At 42.9% G+C, this 19,840-nt stretch carries 15 protein-coding genes; 6 read left to right on the plus strand and 9 right to left on the minus strand.

Features of this window, described 5'->3' with window-relative positions; all coding sequences use genetic code 11:
* Nucleotides 1-17: 17 nt before the first annotated feature.
* Genes DCK90_RS08135 through DCK90_RS08145 form a run of 3 tightly spaced genes read left to right on the plus strand, consistent with a single transcriptional unit; the run spans nt 18 to nt 5,589 of the window.
* The gene (locus DCK90_RS08135) at nt 18-2,456 is read left to right on the plus strand and encodes an ABC transporter permease (protein ID WP_108245683.1); all 2,439 of its coding nucleotides are present in this window, start codon (nt 18-20) and stop codon (nt 2,454-2,456) included.
* Between the two features lie 47 nt (nt 2,457-2,503).
* On the plus strand, nt 2,504-4,915 hold the full coding sequence (locus tag DCK90_RS08140; protein ID WP_108245684.1) for an ABC transporter permease: 2,412 nt from the start codon (nt 2,504-2,506) through the stop codon (nt 4,913-4,915).
* A gap of 11 nt (nt 4,916-4,926) precedes the next feature.
* Nucleotides 4,927-5,589: an ABC transporter ATP-binding protein gene (locus DCK90_RS08145; protein WP_108245685.1), complete on the plus strand. Its 663-nt coding sequence runs from the start codon at nt 4,927-4,929 to the stop codon at nt 5,587-5,589.
* On the opposite strand, the gene DCK90_RS08150 is transcribed toward DCK90_RS08145, so the two are convergent.
* From DCK90_RS08150 to pdxA, 7 genes are all read right to left on the minus strand, one after another.
* Nucleotides 5,586-6,704: an NAD(P)/FAD-dependent oxidoreductase gene (locus tag DCK90_RS08150; RefSeq protein WP_108245686.1), complete on the minus strand. Its 1,119-nt coding sequence runs from the start codon at nt 6,702-6,704 to the stop codon at nt 5,586-5,588. The genes DCK90_RS08145 and DCK90_RS08150 overlap by 4 nt on opposite strands.
* 33 nt (nt 6,705-6,737) lie before the next feature.
* Entirely contained in the window at nt 6,738-8,096 is a 1,359-nt protein-coding gene (accC, locus tag DCK90_RS08155; protein ID WP_108245687.1) for an acetyl-CoA carboxylase biotin carboxylase subunit, read from the minus strand.
* Nucleotides 8,097-8,183: 87 nt separating this feature from the next.
* On the minus strand, nt 8,184-8,678 hold the full coding sequence (accB, locus tag DCK90_RS08160; RefSeq protein WP_108245688.1) for an acetyl-CoA carboxylase biotin carboxyl carrier protein: 495 nt from the start codon (nt 8,676-8,678) through the stop codon (nt 8,184-8,186).
* A gap of 25 nt (nt 8,679-8,703) precedes the next feature.
* Nucleotides 8,704-9,699 (minus strand): beta-ketoacyl-ACP synthase III, encoded by a 996-nt coding sequence (locus DCK90_RS08165; protein WP_108245689.1) that lies wholly within the window; start codon nt 9,697-9,699, stop codon nt 8,704-8,706.
* A gap of 174 nt (nt 9,700-9,873) precedes the next feature.
* Nucleotides 9,874-10,074, minus strand: a complete 201-nt coding sequence (gene rpmF / locus DCK90_RS08170) for a 50S ribosomal protein L32 (protein WP_108245690.1) — start codon at nt 10,072-10,074, stop codon at nt 9,874-9,876.
* Nucleotides 10,075-10,081: 7 nt separating this feature from the next.
* Nucleotides 10,082-10,615, minus strand: a complete 534-nt coding sequence (locus tag DCK90_RS08175; protein WP_108245940.1) for a YceD family protein — start codon at nt 10,613-10,615, stop codon at nt 10,082-10,084.
* A gap of 110 nt (nt 10,616-10,725) precedes the next feature.
* Nucleotides 10,726-11,778 carry a 4-hydroxythreonine-4-phosphate dehydrogenase PdxA gene (pdxA, locus tag DCK90_RS08180; RefSeq protein ID WP_108245691.1) on the minus strand — a complete coding sequence of 351 codons (1,053 nt, stop codon included), beginning with the start codon at nt 11,776-11,778 and terminating at the stop codon, nt 10,726-10,728.
* A gap of 59 nt (nt 11,779-11,837) precedes the next feature.
* Between pdxA and DCK90_RS08185 the strand changes: the two genes are divergently transcribed.
* Nucleotides 11,838-12,428 (plus strand): riboflavin synthase, encoded by a 591-nt coding sequence (locus DCK90_RS08185; protein ID WP_108245692.1) that lies wholly within the window; start codon nt 11,838-11,840, stop codon nt 12,426-12,428.
* Nucleotides 12,429-12,432: 4 nt separating this feature from the next.
* Here the strand turns inward: DCK90_RS08185 and DCK90_RS08190 are convergent, their stop codons facing one another.
* Nucleotides 12,433-14,241 carry a sodium:solute symporter family protein gene (locus DCK90_RS08190; RefSeq protein ID WP_108245693.1) on the minus strand — a complete coding sequence of 603 codons (1,809 nt, stop codon included), beginning with the start codon at nt 14,239-14,241 and terminating at the stop codon, nt 12,433-12,435.
* Between the two features lie 70 nt (nt 14,242-14,311).
* On the opposite strand from DCK90_RS08190, the gene DCK90_RS08195 reads away from it, so the two are divergent.
* Both DCK90_RS08195 and DCK90_RS08200 read left to right on the plus strand, forming a co-directional pair.
* Entirely contained in the window at nt 14,312-15,067 is a 756-nt protein-coding gene (locus tag DCK90_RS08195) for a sulfite exporter TauE/SafE family protein (protein WP_108245694.1), read from the plus strand.
* A 279-nt stretch (nt 15,068-15,346) separates the two neighbouring features.
* On the plus strand, nt 15,347-17,011 hold the full coding sequence (locus DCK90_RS08200; protein ID WP_234414677.1) for a SulP family inorganic anion transporter: 1,665 nt from the start codon (nt 15,347-15,349) through the stop codon (nt 17,009-17,011).
* A gap of 80 nt (nt 17,012-17,091) precedes the next feature.
* Here DCK90_RS08200 and DCK90_RS08205 read toward each other — a convergent pair whose 3' ends face one another.
* Nucleotides 17,092-19,707, minus strand: coding sequence for a M14 family metallopeptidase (locus DCK90_RS08205; RefSeq protein ID WP_108245696.1), 2,616 nt, complete (start codon nt 19,705-19,707; stop codon nt 17,092-17,094).
* Nucleotides 19,708-19,840: the final 133 nt, after the last annotated feature.

Below are 19,840 nucleotides of genomic sequence, written 5' to 3' on the forward strand. Positions count from 1 at the left end.
AACCATAACCAAATGCCATGTTTTTCAACAACTTAAAAGTAGCTTGGAGAAGTATTTTAAAGAACAAATTGTTCTCTTTTATAAATGTAATTGGGCTTTCCATTGGTCTGTGTTCATCTATCGTTATCGGTGCCATAGTTTATTTTGATTTTTCGTTCGACAATTTTCATAAGGACAGGGATAGAATCTATCGGGTAACCACCCTTTTTGAATCAGGGGAGAATGAATTCTCGAACCGAGGTGTCTCCGTACCCTTGATGAAGGAGTTCAGGAACGGTATTTCGGGCGTAGAGGTATCGGCTCCATTTATGAGCACCTATTTCTCCACCATCGAAAATAAGGCACAAGACCTGGTGTTCAGAAATGAGAACAATGGCATATTGGCCGATGGGGACTATTTTGAGATTTTTGATTACAATTGGTTGGCCGGAGATAACCAAACAGCACTCTCCGAACCCGCACAAGTAGTATTGACCAAGATTAAGGCGGAAAAATATTTTCCACATAAGAATGTCAACGAGGTAATTGGGCAAACCTTGGTCTATAACGATTCTGTTAATGTGAAGGTAATGGGCGTAGTGGATGACCTCAAACAGAACAGCGATCTTAAATTTACCGAGTTCATGTCCTTGTCCTCCGCCAAAATGTTCGGAGAAAGTGATTTTACGACCAGTGATGCCTGGAACGGGACAAGTTCGGGAGACCAACTTTTTTTCAAGATAAGTGAAGGAGCCAGTGTTCCGAATATTCAATCTCGGTTGGACGAACTGGCCAAAGAGCATAAAAATAGGGAACCTTGGGCCATTAACGATGAACGGTGGTTTAAAATTCAGGCCTTATCGGAGATTCATTTTGGCGGTGAGCACGGCGACTACCCATTCAACAATTCTAGTCACGTAGCCAACATGAAGGTATTGAAAAGTCTTGCTTTTATAGCACTTTTCCTATTGTTGTTGGGCTGTGCAAATTTCATCAATCTAAACTCTGCACAGGCACTTACGCGAGCTAAGGAAATAGGCATCAGGAAAACACTGGGAAGCTCCAAAAAACAAGTGGTGCGACAATTCTTCGGTGAAACTTTTATATTGACTTTATTGGCGACGGTACTGTCACTTGTGATGGCTCCATTTCTTTTGCGCCAGTTCAAGGATTTTCTTCCAAGCGGGATAGACCTATCGGTATTGTACAGTGCCGAGGGCATATTTGGCATATTACTTTTGATGCTCTTAGTGTGTCTGCTTTCTGGATTTTATCCAGCTTTTGTACTGTCCAAATTTAAGCCTGTTTCGGTGCTTAAAGGGCAGTTCTCAAAAGGGGACAAAGGAGTTCGGTTGCGCAAGACCCTTACTGTTTTCCAGTTTGTGGTGGCCCAGGTATTTGTAATCGCGACCTTCTTGGTCGCAAAACAATTACATTTTTTAATGCAGAAGGACATGGGAATGAAAACAGAGGCGGTCGCATATGTAAACTTGCCTTGGAATGATAGGTCCCAGATTAAGAAGGAAAGGGTATTCAATCAGATAAAGAATATAAAGGGACTTTCCCAAGTAAGCTGGGGCGATAATCCTCCGGCCTCCAACAATATGTCATCAACCATACTTTCCTACTATAAAGATGGCAATGAAACGCATCAAGAAGCGCAAATTTTGACAGGTGACATATCCTATTTAAAAACCTACGGAATCCCGCTGATTGCCGGCAGGGAAAGGTTGAACGATAGTATAGACGAGTACGTGGTGAACGAAACATTTGCACGGGCCATTGGTTTCCAAAACCCGGAAGAAGTGGTTGGAACCTCGGTAAAGTTGGATACCGTAAAAATTGCCATAGTTGGGGTGATGAAAGATTTTAACCAAAGATCATTACGGTCCGAAATAAGGCCTTTGGCCGTTAGAGGGCACTATAGCAGAGGGTTTGACGGTATCCATTTTGATTTGGGCAACAATCCCGAACGGTGGACCCAAATTGTTGATGAGGTGGAGGAAGTTTTAGTTTCCGTTTATCCAGATGAGGAGTTGGAAGTTAGGTTCATGGATGAAACGGTAAAAGGATTTTACAGACAGGAGAAAAGCGCTGTCCAACTTTTAAAATGGGCCACGGGACTGGCCATATTGATCAGTTGTTTGGGACTAATGGGCCTCGTAGTCTATACCACGGAACGCAGAGTAAAGGAAATAGGGGTGCGTAAAGTGTTGGGTGCCAATCTAGCCCAACTGAACATTTTGTTGTGCAAGGAGTTTTTGATTTTGGTAGGTGTTGCCTTCGCCATTGCAGTACCCATATCGTGGTACTTGGTCCAAGAATGGATAGAAAGCTTCGCTTACAAGACAGAGCTAAGTTGGTGGGTTTTCTTGACCAGTGGAATCGGGATGGCCGTGGTGGCCCTTTTGGTTACGGGAGCAAGAACTTACAAAACGGCCAATATAAACCCTATTGAGAGTTTAAGGAACGAGTAGTTAAAAAGAAATCAAAACATAACAGGAACCAACAAACAACGAAAACCATGTTCAAGAACTATCTTAAAATCGCTTGGAGAAATCTGATAAAAAACAAAATATTCAGTATTGCCAACATTGTAGGACTTACCTGCGCTTTTGCCGTGGCCATTCTGTTGAGCATGACAGCTTTGTTTGAACTGTCTTTTGATCAGTTCCACGAGAATAAGGATAGTGCATACCAAATCTACCTGACCAGCCAAACCCCAAGAGGAGCAGAAACGAGCACATCCAACCCAGTCCCTCTGGCGAGCGCCCTTAAGGAAGAAGTTTCGGGAATAAAGCAAATTACCCGAAGCTTGAGCGAGGATGCCTTGGTAAGCTACCAGGACAAAGATTTGGATTTGGATGCCGAATACGTTGATGCCGAATTCTTTTCTATTTTCAGCTTTCCCGTGATTGCGGGTAATACTAACAATCCTTTGCCCTCAAAAAATTCTGTTGCCATAACCGAAGAAACAGCCACAAAAATGTTCGGGAACACGAATGTGGTCGGCGATGTGCTTCAGGTTAAAGTGGGAAGCGATGTTTATCCCTTTACCATTTCGGCCGTTTTGGAAAACACACCGACCAATAGCAGTATAGATTTTGATATTGTGATTCCGTTCGAGAACCATCCCGAATTTGAGGCTAACAAGGATGTTTGGAACTCTCAGTTTTTTCCGATTTATCTGCAATTGGAAGAGGGTATGACGACAGAACAGTTCGAGGTCAATTCAAGGGAATTTGCCAATCTTCATTATAGGGGAAGTATCGAAAGCGATAAAAGGGATGGAGCATCCCCTGATGAAAATGGACAGTTTAAGCAGTTCCATTTGTTGCCTATTACCGACATGCACTTCGTATCCTTTAAGGAAGGAAAGGCCGAAACAGCCCGCACTTTTCCCTATTTGATTCTTGGGGTGGCAATCGTGATTATATTCATTGTTTGCGCAAATTTCATTAACATGAACATTGCCCTGAGTGAAAAAAGATTGAAAGAAATCGGTATGCGCAAAACACTGGGGGCGGTAAAAAAGCAACTGTTCTTCCAGTTTTGGATGGAAAGTGTAGTTGTATTCTTGGTTTCCATCGGACTTGGGCTTCTGCTAAGCAATTTACTCATAGACCCCTTTAAAACCCTATTTGTAACAAAGGCCACTTTTGCCGAGGTGACCAAGCCCACCATTATTCTTCTGTTTGCCGCATCCATTTTTATAATTACCCTGATTGCTGGGGGCTATCCGGCATTGATCATGAGCAAACTGGGCACCCTTAGAGCACTGAAAGGTAAGTTGGACTTTGGTAAAAACCGGTTAAGAAACGGTTTGATCGTGCTTCAGTTTGCAATCGCCATTATTTTGATCAGTGGGACATTGGTTTTGCACGGACAAATAGAGTTTTTGCGGAACAAGGACTTGGGCTATAACAAGGAACAGGTGGTATCCATCCCCTTGAACGGCAGAAAGGATAGTTATGCCGTTATAGAACTTTTGCGGGATGAACTTACCCAAAACCCTGATATTTTGAGCGTATCCGGCTCTGATAGCAATTTGGGCCTAGGGAAGGACGGCAGTATTACCAGCAGTGCCATGGGATTCGATTATAAAGGCAGGGGATTGATTACAAATGCACTTACCGTAGACTACGACTACGCCAAAACCTTGGATATTGAGCTTTTGGAAGGGCGTATGTTCGATAAAAAATACAGTACCGACAGTCTTAGTTTGGTAATCAACGAAAGCATGGCCAAGCAATTTGGAGAGGACGACCCACTGTCCATCCGTATCAATATGGATGATGCCGTTACCTATTCGGTGGTCGGGGTCATAAAGGATTATTATTTCCAAGACGTAAAAAAGGAAGTACAACCGCTCACCTTATTCCTCAACCGTAATTGGGACCTATATTATGCATACGTGAAAATTTCGCCCAAAAATGCCGCACAATCTTTTGATGCCATAAAAACGGCCTGGGAAAAAATTGAGCCTCAAGCAGAGTTCTTGGGCTCGTTTTTAGATGAAAATGTGGACCGCACCTTTAAAAGAGAGAAAACCTTGGCCACAATCATTACAAGTGGCAGTATTTTAGGAATTATATTAAGTTGCTTGGGGCTATTCGCTATTTCCATTTTAGTGGTGGCGCAAAGAACAAAAGAGATAGGAGTGAGAAAAGTGGTAGGAGCAAGCGTGTCTTCCGTTGCGCTGTTACTGACCAAGGATTTTTTAAAGTTGGTCGGCCTGGCCTTTTTGGTAGCCACCCCAATTTCTTGGTATTTTTTAAATGAATGGTTGCAGAATTATGCCTCGCACGTAAGTTTAAGTCCGTTGTTCTTTGTTGTTGCAGGACTTACGGCTACATTGATAGCTTTTATTACGGTGGGTTCACGTACTGTAAAAGCTGCATCTGCAAATCCGGTGAAAAGTTTAAGGGACGAATAAATAAACATACTATGCTATTACAACTCAACAATATTTTTAAATGGGTCACCACGGGCGGCCAACGTATATTTTTATTAAAAGATATCAATCTAGAGGTGGAAGAGGGCGAATTTATCTCCATTATGGGACCATCGGGTTCTGGAAAATCCACGTTGCTCAATGTCATTGGCATGCTCGACACTTTTGATGAGGGCGAGTATAATTTCATGGATGAATCCGTACACTCCCTAAAAGAGAAACACCGTTCCAACTTGTACAAACAGTATATTGGCTTTGTCTTCCAATCCTATCATTTGTTGGACGAACTTACGGTAAAGGAGAACTTGGAAATGCCTTTGATCTATAAAAAAATAAAAGGTTCGGAAAGAAAGGCGATGGTGGCGGATATGTTGGACCGTTTCAACATTGTTGGGAAAAAGGACCTTTTTCCTACGCAATTAAGTGGCGGCCAACAGCAATTGGTCGGTGTTGCGAGGGCACTGATCTCCAACCCAAAACTAATATTGGCCGATGAGCCCACGGGAAACCTTAACTCGAAACAAGGGGAGGAAATCATGGAACTTTTCAAGAAATTAAACGGGGAAGGGGTGACCATTATCCAAGTGACACATTCGGAGAAAAATGCCGAATACGGCTCCCGTATCATCAATTTATTGGACGGGCGAATGGTTTAATCGGCCAGTTCGGCCAGTTCTTGGCCAACAAGACTGCCGAGGGCTACACCCATTCCCCCTAGGCGAACGCCGCAGTAAATAGCATTTGAAACCTGTTTTACGATAGGTGATTTTTGTGCGCCCACTCCCATAATACCGCTCCATCTCCGCTCTATTTTAACGGATTGCCGGGGTAAAATCATTGTGTGTAGCAGTTCTTCCAGTTTGTTCTGGATAATCGGGGTCTGTCCGAAAGTTATAGTCTCTTCGGTTTCAAAATCAAGGTTTCTTCCACCACCGAACAGGATTCTATCATCAATGTTGCGGAAGTAATAATAGCCTTCGTCAAAATGGAATGTCCCCTTGATATGCAAGTTTTGGATGGGTTCCGTAATCAAGACCTGTGCCCTTGCAGGTTTTACAGTTTCCAACTTCAATAACCTTGAGGCAAACCCGTTGGTGGCCACGAATACTTTCTTGGACTGAAACTCAAAGTCGGTTGTTTTGATGATTCCAACGCCATTGCATTCTGTCACATCTTGCACCATTACGCCGTTTAAAATGGGTATTTCCATGTACACACATTTTTGAATCAAGGAGCACATCATTTTGCCTGTGTCCAATTGCCCTTCCAGCTGGTGCGTGATGTACTTTTCCTGAATATTGGAGAACCCGAAGAAATTGGAATTGGTTACAAAAGGGTTTTTGGCAAAAATCGGCTCCATCAAACGGTTGAGATAAGGAATGGATTCCAAGCATTTTTCATAAAACGCAGGTTTTTCCAAAGGAAACAGTTCGTGACCTCCGTGGAGCTCGAATCCTATGGCTTTATCTCCCAAAAGATGACGTAGTCTCTGAATGCCGTTCCAGCGTTTTTCGACGAGCTTCACCACTTCTTCTTCAGAATGGTGCTCCAAGTCTGATAGAATTTCCGAGGCGCTCCCAAAACAAGCAAAACCTGCGTTTTTAGTACTTGCCCCCTGTGGTAAACTGCCTTTTTCCAATATCAGGATATTGCTCTTGGGATATTTTTCCTTAAGGCTTATGGCACAATTAATACCAACGATACCGCTGCCGATTACGGTAAAATCAACATTGGAAAACCAACTTTTATGTTCCCAGTAACTTAATTGCATAAAAGAAAAGCCCCGATAAATTCGGGGCTTTGATTAATGTTCTTCTTTATATTTTGAATCCATTTTAAAATCCTCCATGAATTTGGTGGTATAGTTGCCGGCCAAATAATCTGGGTGATCCATCAATTGACGGTGAAATGGAATGGTAGTCTTTACACCTTCAATAACAAACTCGTCCAAGGCCCTTCTCATTTTGTTAATGGCCTCTTCCCTTGTTTGGGCGGTGGTAATCAACTTCGCGATCATGGAATCATAATTCGGAGGAATCATGTAACCACTGTACACATGCGTATCCAAACGGACACCGTGGCCTCCTGGGGTATGAAGCGTTGTGATTTTTCCCGGAGATGGTCTAAAGTCGTTATAAGGGTCTTCCGCGTTAATCCTACATTCGATGGAATGTAATTTTGGATAGTAGTTTTTGCCGGAAATCGGCACACCACCCGCTACCAAAATTTGCTCACGGATCAAGTCATAATCTACAACTTGTTCAGTAATCGGGTGCTCTACCTGAATACGGGTGTTCATTTCCATAAAGTAGAAATTTCGGTGTTTGTCCACCAAAAATTCAATGGTTCCCGCTCCTTCATATTTAATGTACTCAGCAGCTTTAACAGCGGCTTTTCCCATATCTTCACGTAGTTTGTCCGTCATAAAAGGCGAAGGGGTCTCCTCGGTAAGCTTTTGGTGCCTACGTTGCACGGAACAATCCCTTTCGGATAAGTGACAGGCCTTTCCATATTGGTCACCAACAATTTGGATTTCGATATGGCGAGGCTCCTCGATCAACTTTTCCATGTACATTCCACCATTTCCAAAAGCGGCAGTCGCTTCGGTAACGGCACTGTTGAAATTTTTCTCCATTTGGTCTTCGGACCAGATGGCTCTCATTCCCTTTCCACCACCACCTGCGGTAGCTTTGATCATGACCGGGTAGCCCATTTTTTTGGCTTCCTTTTTTGCATGATCAACATCCTTAAGAAGACCTTGGGAACCAGGAACAGTGGGTACCCCGGCTTTTCTCATGGTTTCCTTTGCTGTGGCCTTGTCTCCCATTTTATCAATTTGGTCACCGGATGCACCAATGAATTTGATATCGTGCTCAGCACATATTTTGGAGAACTTGGAGTTTTCGGAAAGGAATCCGTACCCCGGGTGAATGGCATCGGCGTTGGTAATTTCCGCAGCTGCTATAATATTTGGAATCTTCAGATAAGATTCACTACTGGGTGCGGGACCAATACAAACGGCTTCGTCGGCAAAACGAACGTGAAGGCTTTCCTCGTCCGCCTTAGAGTAAACGGCCACCGTTTTAATGCCCATTTCCTTGCAGGTTCTTATAATCCGCAAGGCAATTTCGCCCCTATTTGCAATCAATACTTTTTTAAACATAGAACACAATCTTAAATTAGGAATTCTAAATCTTAAATGGTTCCGGGCGATGGTATTGATGGCCCAGAATCTATCATTTAAAATTCACTACGACGGGTCTACCAAGAATAAGGGTTGGTCGAACTCAACTGGAGAAGAGTCGTCAACCAAAATCTTTACAATTTTACCTGAAACTTCGGATTCGATATCGTTGAAAAGTTTCATTGCCTCTATCACACAAAGAACATCTCCTTTGTTGATGGAAGTTCCAACCTCCACAAATGCTGGTTTGTCAGGCGAAGGTTTTCTATAAAAAGTTCCTATGATAGGAGATTTTATGGTAATATATTTTGAATCGTCATCTGATTTTTTGGCTTCAGATGGTGCAGGTGCAGCGGTTTCTTGGGCTACCGGTGCTTGCGCTGTAGGAGCTGCTGCGGTTTGGGGAACAGGAATCTGTTGAACAATTGTGGTTTCTGGTGAACCTGAACCGGCGCTTCCCGTTCGAATGGTGATTTTGATATCCTCCATCTCCAGCTTCACCTCGCTGGCGCCCGATTTGGCGACAAACTTGATTAAACTTTGAATTTCCTTAATGTCCATGGAATATAATTTGTTAGTTGCGTGATTAAGAATTATAGGCCCATTTTAAATAAATGGAACCCCATGTAAAACCACCTCCAAAGGCGGCAAAAATTATGTTATCTCCCTTTTTTAACTGCTTCTCGAAGTCGTACAACAACAAGGGCAGTGTTGCGGAGGTCGTATTTCCGTAACGGTCGATGTTGATTAGAACTTTTTCTGGTTCTACTCCCATTCGATTTGCTGTGGCATCGATGATACGTTTATTGGCTTGGTGGGGCGCTAACCATTGCACATCATCTTTTGTCAAATTGTTCCGCTCCATGATCAGTGCCGATACATCTGCCATATTGGATACCGCAAATTTAAAAACGGACTTACCGTCTTGGTACACAAAATGTTGTTTGTTTTTTACGGTTGCTTCAGAAGCAGGCAGAATAGAGCCGCCTGCATCAATCTTTAAAAATTGACGACCAATACCATCAGAGCGAAGATATTCGTCTTGAAGTCCCAATCCTTCTTCATTAGGTTCAAAAAGAACCGCTCCGGCTCCATCACCAAAAATAATACATGTAGTTCTATCTGTATAATCTATTATGGAGGACATTTTATCGGCCCCAATGACCAATACCTTTTTATATCTGCCGGATTCTATGTAACTGGCCGCAGTGGACATCCCGTATAAAAAGCTGGAACACGCTGCCTGCAAGTCGTAGGCGAAAGCGTTTACAGCACCAATTTCTGAAGCCACATATGCAGCGGTTGATGCTACGGGCAAGTCGGGGGTTGCGGTTGCTACAAGCACAAAATCTATTTCGGAAGCTTCAATGCCTCTTTTTTGAAGCAGGTCTTCTGCGGCTTTGATGGCCATAAAAGATGTTCCTGCATTCTCTTCTTTTAAGATTCTACGTTCCTTGATTCCGGTTCTGGTAGTTATCCATTCATCGTTGGTATCTACCATAGTTTCCAGTACTTTATTGGAAAGTACAAAATCGGGAACATATCCTCCTACAGCTGTTATTGCTGCTGTTGTTTTCTTCATTTTAGCCTCTCTTTATTGTCAAAAAGAATCAAATTTGACCCAAAAGCGGTGAAAATTAGTCATTTTATATGACTTTATGGGCAAAATTAATCGTTTTTGGGTGTTAACGTGGGCCCATAAAAAAACTCCCGTTAAAAATTGAACGGGAGTTGCTTTATTTTAAGGTGTTTGCGATTAGGCCGCTGTTTCCTCTTCAGTTTTGTCGATCAAAATCTGACCTCTGTAGTACAATTTGCCTTCGTGCCAATGTGCTCTGTGCATCAAGTGCATTTCACCTGTTGTTGAGTCTTTGGCAATTGTAGGCGCAACTGCTTTGTAGTGAGTTCTTCTTTTGTCCCTTCTGGTTTTTGATATTTTTCTCTTAGGATGTGCCATTATAAACCTATTTATCCGTTAGTAACTTTTTTAAATCGTCCCACCTGGGGTCTGTGTCTTCTGATGGTTTTGTATTCTCTTTTGGCTGAAGCTCTTCTAGCTTGTCCAAGATTTCGGATTGCAATGTGCCATCTTCCACTCCGGGATGAACCCTTTTTTGTGGAACGGCCAGCACCAACATTTCGTATACGTACTGCGCAATATTGAATTGGTGTTCCCCATGTGGAATGATAAGGATCTCATCGTCTTCATCATTGTACTCTTCGCCAAACTTGACGACTAGTTTCAATTTGGAATCAATAGGCTGGTCAAAAGGTTCGCCCGTTAAGTCACAATCCACATTTATGGTTCCCTCCGCTTCAATCTGAAGTTCCATCATCGTGCTCATTTTATCCAAAATGGCATCAATTTTTACGGAAGCTCCGTTAAATTCTTGGTAGTCAAAAGATTCAAAGAACGCATCATCAATTTCGTACACAAAGTTATGTTTTCCCAACTTCAGACCTGAAAAAGGGATATTAAACTCTTTCAGCTTCATCATTTCTACACTTAAGGTTTGTGTACCAGCCTTTAAAGGCGGGTGCAAAGATACTACTAATTTACAAAACTGCAATTCTTGCCACAACAAATATCCAAAATGAATACAACTTTTTACCCTCCGCGCTTAATTTTCTGCTTTTTTAGAGGGTTTTCGGTGAGTTCTTGGTATTCGGTCCGGTTCCTAAACACTTGAATGGCAGTAAAAACTGCTTCTTTAAACGAACTGTCGTCCGCCTTGCCCTTGCCTGCAATTTCGTAGGCGGTGCCATGATCGGGTGATGTTCTTACCTTATTTAGACCTGCAGTATAATTGACTCCCTTTCCAAAAGAGAGTGTTTTAAATGGGATTAGCCCTTGATCGTGGTATGCCGCCAGTATGGCATCGAAATTTTTATGGTTGTCAGAACCAAAGAAACTATCGGCCGAATAGGGGCCGTACACCAAAGTGCCCTTGTCGAACAATTCTTTAATGGTAGGTTTTAGGATTTTATCGTCCTCTTCCCCAATGGTTCCGTTGTCCCCACTGTGCGGATTGATCCCCAAAAGTGCAATTTTGGGTTTACGGATGCCAAAATCCATCTTTAGGGATTCCTCCATGGTGGCGACTTTGTTCCGAATAAGTTTTGGGGTGATGGCCTTGGCCACATCCTTTACGGCGATGTGATCGGTAAGCAGACCTACCCGAAGTTCGTTGGTTACCATAAACATAAGACTTTCACCTTTCAGTTCTTGGGCCAAAAAATCGGTATGTCCGGGAAACTTGAAATCTTCGGATTGTATATTGTTTTTGTTGATGGGTGCCGTCACCAAAACATCGATCTTATTTTCTTTTAGGGCATTCACGGCGGCCTTCAATGATGTAATGGCAAATTCACCGGCCTCCTTTGTGGCCTGCCCGTACTGAATACTGGGAACATCCTTGCTCACATTTACGATATTGACTTTTCCTTCCAAGGCCTGGTCGGCATCGCGGACACCGTTGAATTTGATATCCAGCCCAAAATCTTTGAACTGTTGTGAAACAATCTTGTTGGATGCAAATAGTACAGGTGTGCAAAAGTCCAACATTCTTGCATCCTCAAAAGTTTTGAGCGCTACCTCGCACCCAATTCCGTTAATGTCTCCAATGGAGATCCCCAATCGTATTTTTTGATTTTCCTTCATAAAATGAATGCCGTTATGGCTACTTTTGCATTACAAAACTAGTCAATTAATAAGACACAATGTTCACAGGGATCATAGAGACTTTAGGGAAAGTTGAAAAGCTGGAAAAAGAGGGCGGAAATCTTCATATTACAGTTTCCTCCACAATTACAGCTGAATTAAAGATAGACCAAAGTGTTTCGCACAACGGGGTATGCCTAACCGTTGTTTCCATTCATGCCGATCAGTATACCGTGACTGCCATTGAAGAAACCCTGAACAAAACCAATTTAGGTGAATTAAAAGTTGGTGAAGTGGTCAATCTGGAGCGGGCCATGTTGCTCGGCGCACGTTTGGACGGACATATTGTTCAAGGGCACGTGGATCAAACCGCAACTTGTAAATCCATTGAGGAGAAGGATGGCAGTTGGGTCTATACCTTTGCATACGATTCCAGACTCAATAATGTGACCATCGAAAAAGGTTCCATTACGGTGGACGGAGTTAGTTTGACCGTTGTGGATTCCAAAAAAGACAGTTTTAGCGTTGCGATAATTCCTTACACCTACGAGCATACCCGTTTCCACACCTACAAAGTAGGTGGCACCATTAACCTAGAGTTCGATGTGGTTGGAAAATATGTTTCCAGATTATTGGAGTTGCGAGGGTAACCCGCTAAAACACGTTTTTCATTCCTTGCCATACCTTTAATAATACAAAAGCGGAAAGGGCTACTACAACAGTTAGAATGATGGCCAATTGGTATTCTCCATAAATCCAATATCCTGTGGCGAACATAATGGAGTAAATCAAAACAACACCGGATAGCATTGCCTTAATTCCTGATGGAACGCTCCACTTTTCGTTGGTCTTGACTATTTCCACATTGTCTACTTTGGCTTCATCCACAACTTTGGCCCAACCTGGACCTCCTGGCTGAATTTTTAGATAGAAGCTTCGAAGCACCTCTTTACTTTCCGGTTGGGTAACAAATGTGGCTGTTAACCAGATAATGGAAGTTACTATCATTATAAAAGGTAAATCGGCCCATTCAGGAAAAATACCTGTGTCCGGAGCAAACAAATAACCTCGCAAAGGAGTGGTTTCGAGTAAAACCGCTAGTATTCCTGATGAGAACATGGCGGTAATTTCACTCCAAGCGTTGATTCGCCACCAGAACCACCTTAATATGAAAATAAGCCCTGTTCCCGCTCCAAATGATAAAAGCAGGTTGAACACTCCCATGGCATCCTGTAGGGCCAATGCCAAAAACGCACTCAACACCATTAACAGTACGGTAGAAATCCTACCCACATTTACCATTTGTTTTTCTGAGGCCTCTGGATTTATTTGTTGCTTATAAAAATCATACACTATGTAGGATGAGCCCCAGTTCAGCTGGGTCGAAATTGTGGACATGTAGGCTGCAACCAGAGAGGCTAGAACCACACCTAAAAGCCCTGTTGGGAGTTTTGTCATCATGGCGGAATAGGCCAAATCGTGCCCAAGCTTATCCTCCGTTACATTGGGGAAGGCTTCGTGGATACTCGCAACATCCGGATATACTACCAAGGAGGCCAAAGCCACTAGAATCCAAGGCCAAGGTCTTAAAGCATAATGCATAATATTAAAGAAGAAGGTAGCTCCAATAGCGTGATTCTCATTTTTCGCCGCCAACATTCGTTGTGCAATATAACCTCCACCGCCTGGTTCGCCTCCAGGATACCAAGAACTCCACCATTGCACTGCCAAGGGTATGATCAGCGCAGTGATCAAGGCTTTTTTATCACTGAAATCGGGGAGTATGCTTAATTTATCTTTTACATTCTCATTTTCCAAAACCGCTTGCAATCCGCCCACTTCAGGTAAATTAACCAGATAATAAGCAGCTCCTATTGCTCCGGCCATTGCCATAAAAAACAGGAAAAAATCACTGTACACAACACCCTTAAATCCACCTAGGGCACTAAAAATAACAGTGATAAGGCCTGCGCTTACCACAGTTACCCAAGGGTCCAACCCTAGCATTACGCCACCTATCTTTATGGCGGCCAAGGTAACGGAGGCCATGGTGATCACATTGAACAAAACCCCAAGATATATGGCCCTGAACTTTCTTAAAAAGCTTGCTGCCTTTCCCCCGTATCTTAATTCATAAAATTCCAGATCCGTTTTTACGTTAGATTTTCTCCAAAGCTTGGCATAAACAAAAACGGTCAACATCCCTGTTAACAAAAAGCACCACCACCCCCAGTTTCCTGAAACACCATTGGAGCGAACCAAATCGGTCACTAAATTGGGCGTATCCGTGGAAAAAGTCGTAGCGACCATGGACAATCCCAAAAGCCACCAGGGCATACTTCGGCCGGATAAAAAATATTCTGTTGAATTTTGTCCGGATTTTTTTGAAACATAAATCCCTATGAAGAGGACCAAAGCAAAAAATCCAAAAATGATGGTGTAATCTAAAAGCTCTAATTTCATTTGTTCAGTTTGGCTGGAGCTAAAGATAGTTTTTTTGGGTTACTTTTGTGAACCCGCAAAAAAAATCCTCATGTTTCTTTCTGCTTTCTCCGACATTTCTGTTGCCGCTTGGACCATGGCCGCTACCGCTGCTTTTTTGATGGGGGTCTCCAAAGCGGGACTTAAGGGCATGTCCATTTTTAATGTGACCCTTATGGCTTTGGCCTTTGGTTCGAGAGCTTCTACGGGGCTTTTTATTCCGCTGCTGATTGTTGGGGATATTTTTGCGGTGGTCTATTACAACCGACACGCCCAATGGAAATACATTTTTAAGTTTATTCCATGGATGATCCTTGGGATACTCGTCGGAGTATTGGTCGGCAAAGATCTTCCTGAATGGGAATTTAAATGGGGGATGGTAATCGTGATATTTATAAGTTTGGCGATGCTCATTTGGTGGGATAGAAGAAAGTCCCAAACCGTGCCCACCCATTGGTTGTTTTCGGGTTCTATGGGAATTTTGGCCGGAATCTGTACCATGATCGGCAATTTGGCCGGTGCCTTCACCAATATTTTCTTTTTGGCCATGCGATTGCCCAAGAACGAGTTTGTGGGTACGGCAGCTTGGCTGTTCTTTATCACTAATTTGTTCAAACTTCCTTTTCATGTATTTGTTTGGAAAACGGTTACGGTTGAAAGCCTTCTGATTAACTTAAGGCTTTTGCCCGCCATTCTTCTCGGTTTGATTTTGGGCGTTTTCTTGGTGAAGAAAATCAACGAAAAAAACTACAAGCGTTTTATCTTGATTGTAACGGCCATTGGTGCTGTGGCAATTTTGTTTAAATAACTTTTTCTTTTTTTGAAAAGGTATTTCTACCAATATGATTCGTTTATGAAGATTCCGCAGGAGCTGGGCATGAGCCAGAGCAAAGGATTGTCTAGTCGGATGAGAATTTCAAGAACATGGCCGAACCAATTCGTAGACTAGTAGACAAGGCGTATGCCGATAGATATTTATGTAAGAATGAATTTTTCAGACCAAGATAAAACACCAAAGGCTCGAGGGTTAATTTCGAAAGTTGTAAATTTCAAGTAAAATAAAACTCACAATAGAACCTAACCAATTATGGCAAAATTTTACGATACAAAATATTTAAAAGGCGATTTTACTGGCGGACTCGTGGCGGGCATCGTAGCGCTACCGCTGGCATTGGCTTTTGGTGTGCAATCCGGTCTCGGTGCAATCTCAGGGCTGTACGGTGCAATCGCAATTGGAATACTTGCCGCCTTGTTTGGGGGAACAAAAACACAAGCTAGCGGCCCAACCGGACCAATGACCGTGGTTTCGGCAGCTTTGGTGGCCAGTGCCATTGACTTGACAGGAAGTTTGGAAAGTGCAATGGGCATCATTATTCTGAGTTTCTTTGTCGGCGGGGTATTACAGATAATTTTTGGGCTAGTAAACATTGCCGGATATATCAAATACTTTCCCTACCCCGTAATTTCGGGTTTCATGAGCGGTGTGGGACTCATTATCATCATCCTGCAAATATTCCCGTTCGTTGGTTTGGATTCGGCAAAATCCACTATAAAAGTAATGTCGGATTTACCCAGACTTTTTACCGAGTTTAATTGGCAGGCTCTGGTTTTGGGAGCGATGACGGTGATAATTTATTACCTCTTTCCAAAAATCAACAAGACCGTACCCAGCGCTCTAGTGGCCTTGATTGCCGTATCCATCTTTTCCTATTTTATAAATTGGGATGTTCCTATTATTGGAGAAATACCTTCGGGATTACCCTCGCTGCAAATAGACGGCCTTTTCAGCATTGATAGTGAAGCCTATTTTATGGTTCTGGAATATGGACTGGTCTTGGCCGTTTTGGGTTCCATTGACTCGTTGTTGACCTCGGTAATTGCGGATAACATGACCAAAACCAAGCATAATAGCAATCGCGAGCTAATCGGCCAAGGTATTGGCAATATGGTGGCAGCATTGATTGGGGGCATACCTGGTGCAGGAGCAACCAAGGGTACTGTGGTAAACATAAATAATGGTGGTAAAACGAGGCTTTCCGGAGCCTTGCACGGCACATTTCTCTTGGCCGTTTTATTGGGATTAAGTTCGCTCGCAGCATACATCCCCTTGGCTGTGCTTGCAGGAATATTGATTCCGATTGGGTTTAAAATTATCGATACCCGTGGTCTCAAACATATAAAGATAATGCCCAAGGCTGATTCCGTGGTACTGATCATTGTTTTATTATGGACCACATTTGGCAGTCTGATCCAAGCAGTTGGTGTTGGGGTAACGCTGGCGGCATTGTTGTTTATGAAACGCGCCAGTGATATTGGGGAAAAAGGCATGGAAGTTGGTACCCTTGCGGGTTTTGATGGGGAAAGGCCTTGGGTAGATGAGGAGAGTTTCTATGAGAAATACAAGGACCAAGTATTTATCAAACATTTAAATGGTCCGTTGTTTTTTGGTTTTACGTCCTACTTTCAGGATCAGGTAAAAAATATTGATGAACATATAAAAGTACTTGTCATCCGTATGGACCGTGTACCACATATCGATCAGTCGGGTGTCTATGCTCTGGAAACCATCATTTTTGATTTATCCAATAAAAACGTAAAAACCGTTTTAACTGGCTTGCAGGAACAACCCAAACGGCTTATTGAAAGTATAGATATTATTCCCGACTTGGTTCCGGAAGAACAAGTCTTTTCAAAAGTTCAGGACAGTTTTTCTTGGATTGCCAGGGAGTTGGAAACTCAAAACCATTCATAAATTTGTTCAAGAATTATAATAGGAATAGAAAAAGCCACATCAATTTGATGTGGCTTTTCTTTATACACTAATATGTTCCGCTATTCCGAAGCGCCTTCGTAAATCGCGTTAAATATCAACTTATACGTTCCACGTGGCTGTGCCCTAAATTGGGGACGGAATGCAAATAATACTGCCGAACCCTTACCATATTTGGCTTTTACCAGTGCAGGTTTTTTTGCGATATATCTGTCTTCGCCCATGGCCCAACCGCTCATTAATAAATCTTTGGCGGCATAGGTGGCAATTACTTCAACTTCGGGTGCTGGAGCATCTTTGATGTCCTCTGTTCCTCCTTCACCAGATTTTCGTTGTTTGTCAATGGTGAAGGCCCTACTTCTGTTAAAAGAAACTGCAACGGTGTCCTTCATTCCAAATGCCAATGGGTGCGAGGTATCCACACCTGCTTTGATCAATGAACCTGGGATAAAAAAGTCTTTACTGTCAGCTCCTTCCACAGCATCACGCAACGGCAATCCGAATTGTTCTATCACGTAGTCACTCGCTTCATCAAAGGCAATCAAGGTTCCTCCGGCTTCAACATAGTCGCTCAAAGCTAAAGAACCCTTTAGGCCTATCCCGCCCGTGAATTTTTCCGGCATGCTCAAATTGTCATGTCCGTGTAAAATGGAACTCGGTCTTTGAGATGGGATGATGATGGCATCATACTTGGATAAATCCTTTGTTTTGATATCTGCATCGTGCAAGGTATCCATATCAAATTCGTATTTGTCCATAACAAAACGGGTCCATCCTTCATCCATATTGGCCACCCAGGACTTGTACAGCCCCACTTTGGGCAAATGGATTTTTTTCAATTGAACCTCTGGTTTGACCGAAAGGCCTGTAAATTCGAGGCCGTATTCATCTGCCAAGGATTCTATCATTTCTTTTTCTCCGGTAAGAATAAACGATCCAGCAGGGAGCGTTACTTTTCCTGCTTTGAACTCTGACATGCTCTTGTACGCCGTTCCGCCAGCTTTCAGAATTTTGTTTGTGGCCACTACGGAAGCATTACTATTAACGCTTAGCGCATATCCGAAGGAGCCATTTCTGTTAACTTCACCTTCGTAGTATTTTGCCAGACCAGTGACTTTTTCCGTTGGAGCATTGAATGATTCAGAAATCTTATCTACATTGATGCCCATTTGCATAGGCAATGTCCATCCCGCCAAATCATAGGGAGTGTCGGGAGGACCCCCTGGATATTGGAAACGTGTTGGATAGTTCTGTTTCTCCATCAAGTCCAAAAGGTATGGTCTAAATGCCTGAGCGGTGTAGATGACGTAAGAGCCTTCTTCATATTCTTTGCCATTTACTGTAAAATCTTTGGTCGCTTTTTCAATTTCGATACCACCTTGTAGCAATACATTTACCAAGTTTACAGCCTCAAAGGAGTCCCATTGTTCCTTGCTGATAATGTAGGCGAACAAATCTTCAGTTTTACCTTTTTCAACTGCAGACTTACCCATCTTGTAAATGTTGTGTAGGTAATTGCTCTTGCGGTCTGCTGCAAGGTCCAAAGTGGCCCAGGTTGCCGTTAACATATAATCCACGGCATCCCTAAAATGGGATTCGCCACCTTTCCATGGATCTGGGTACATAATATCCGTTCCATCAGTTGGGGTGCCTCCAGCTACAGTTTTGGGTAGTTTCTTGGGGTCATAGAAGCGGGGAGTGGGGGTGGTATGGCCCGTTTCGGTCAAAATACCGATCATGTTGTGATAATAAGGCACGGTACGTCCACCGCCATTCCAGAACATGGTATAAAAGTTATCGGCAATGGCACCGGGCATATTTTCAAGGGAAAAACGCTTGGTCATGGCCGATCCTACCTCACTTACCCCTGCCGTTATTGCCGGGTGTATTCTTGGATTTACAGGGTCGGCGTAGGGAGGTAATGAAATTTTGGTCCATGAAGGGGACGATTGGTGATGATTGTAAACAATCTGAGGGTACCATTCGTTGTACAGGATTTTGGTGACATTATAGGTTTCGGGCATAATGTTCATAAACCAGTCCCTGTTATTATCGTGCCCCATATAGTAGTGGTACAAAATTGGGGGACGGGAAGTTTCATAGGCAGTTCCCATATTCTTGCGATACCAATCAACAACGATGTCCAGTCCATCTGGATTCATTACGGGCATTAAAAGGGTAATTACGTTTTCCCTGATTTTTTGCATTTCGGCGGTTTCCGATGTGGCCAATGTATAAGCTAATTCGGAGGTCATTTGTCCGTGGGCCAATTCCGTGGAGTGCATCCCGCCATCTACCCATACAATTGCCTTGCCTTCCTGCGATAATTTTAGGGCCTCGGCATCATCTACTTGAACCCGGGCAAGTTTGGTACTGATATCTTTCCACTTATCCAGTTGGGCAAGGTTTTCTTCCGTAGAGATAAACATAAGGTACATTTTACGGCCGAGTACCGTTTCACCTATCTCGATTTTTTTGATCCTGTTGGATGCAGCATCCAGCTTGTTTAGATAATCTTCAATTTGTGAATAGTCCGCCAATTTGTAATCGGCCCCTACCCTAAATCCGTACACGTCCTCAGGAGAGGGTACCGTTTGCGCCACGGCAAACATGACACAGGACAAAGCCATTACTGTTGAGATCAGTAATGTTTTGAGGTTTGTAATTTTAGAAGTCATTTTTTTGAATTAGTTATAATTTGACTGAAAATTAAGCAATTGAAGCGAGGATATTAAATCCGATAGATCAGAATTGTTGCAGACTTACTTTTTTTGATGGGTTTATGATCTGAAGGATAGAAAATCATTAAAT

The organism is Muricauda brasiliensis, assembly GCF_003057865.1.
In the GTDB taxonomy this organism is placed as follows: Bacteria; Bacteroidota; Bacteroidia; order Flavobacteriales; family Flavobacteriaceae; genus Flagellimonas; species Flagellimonas chongwuensis.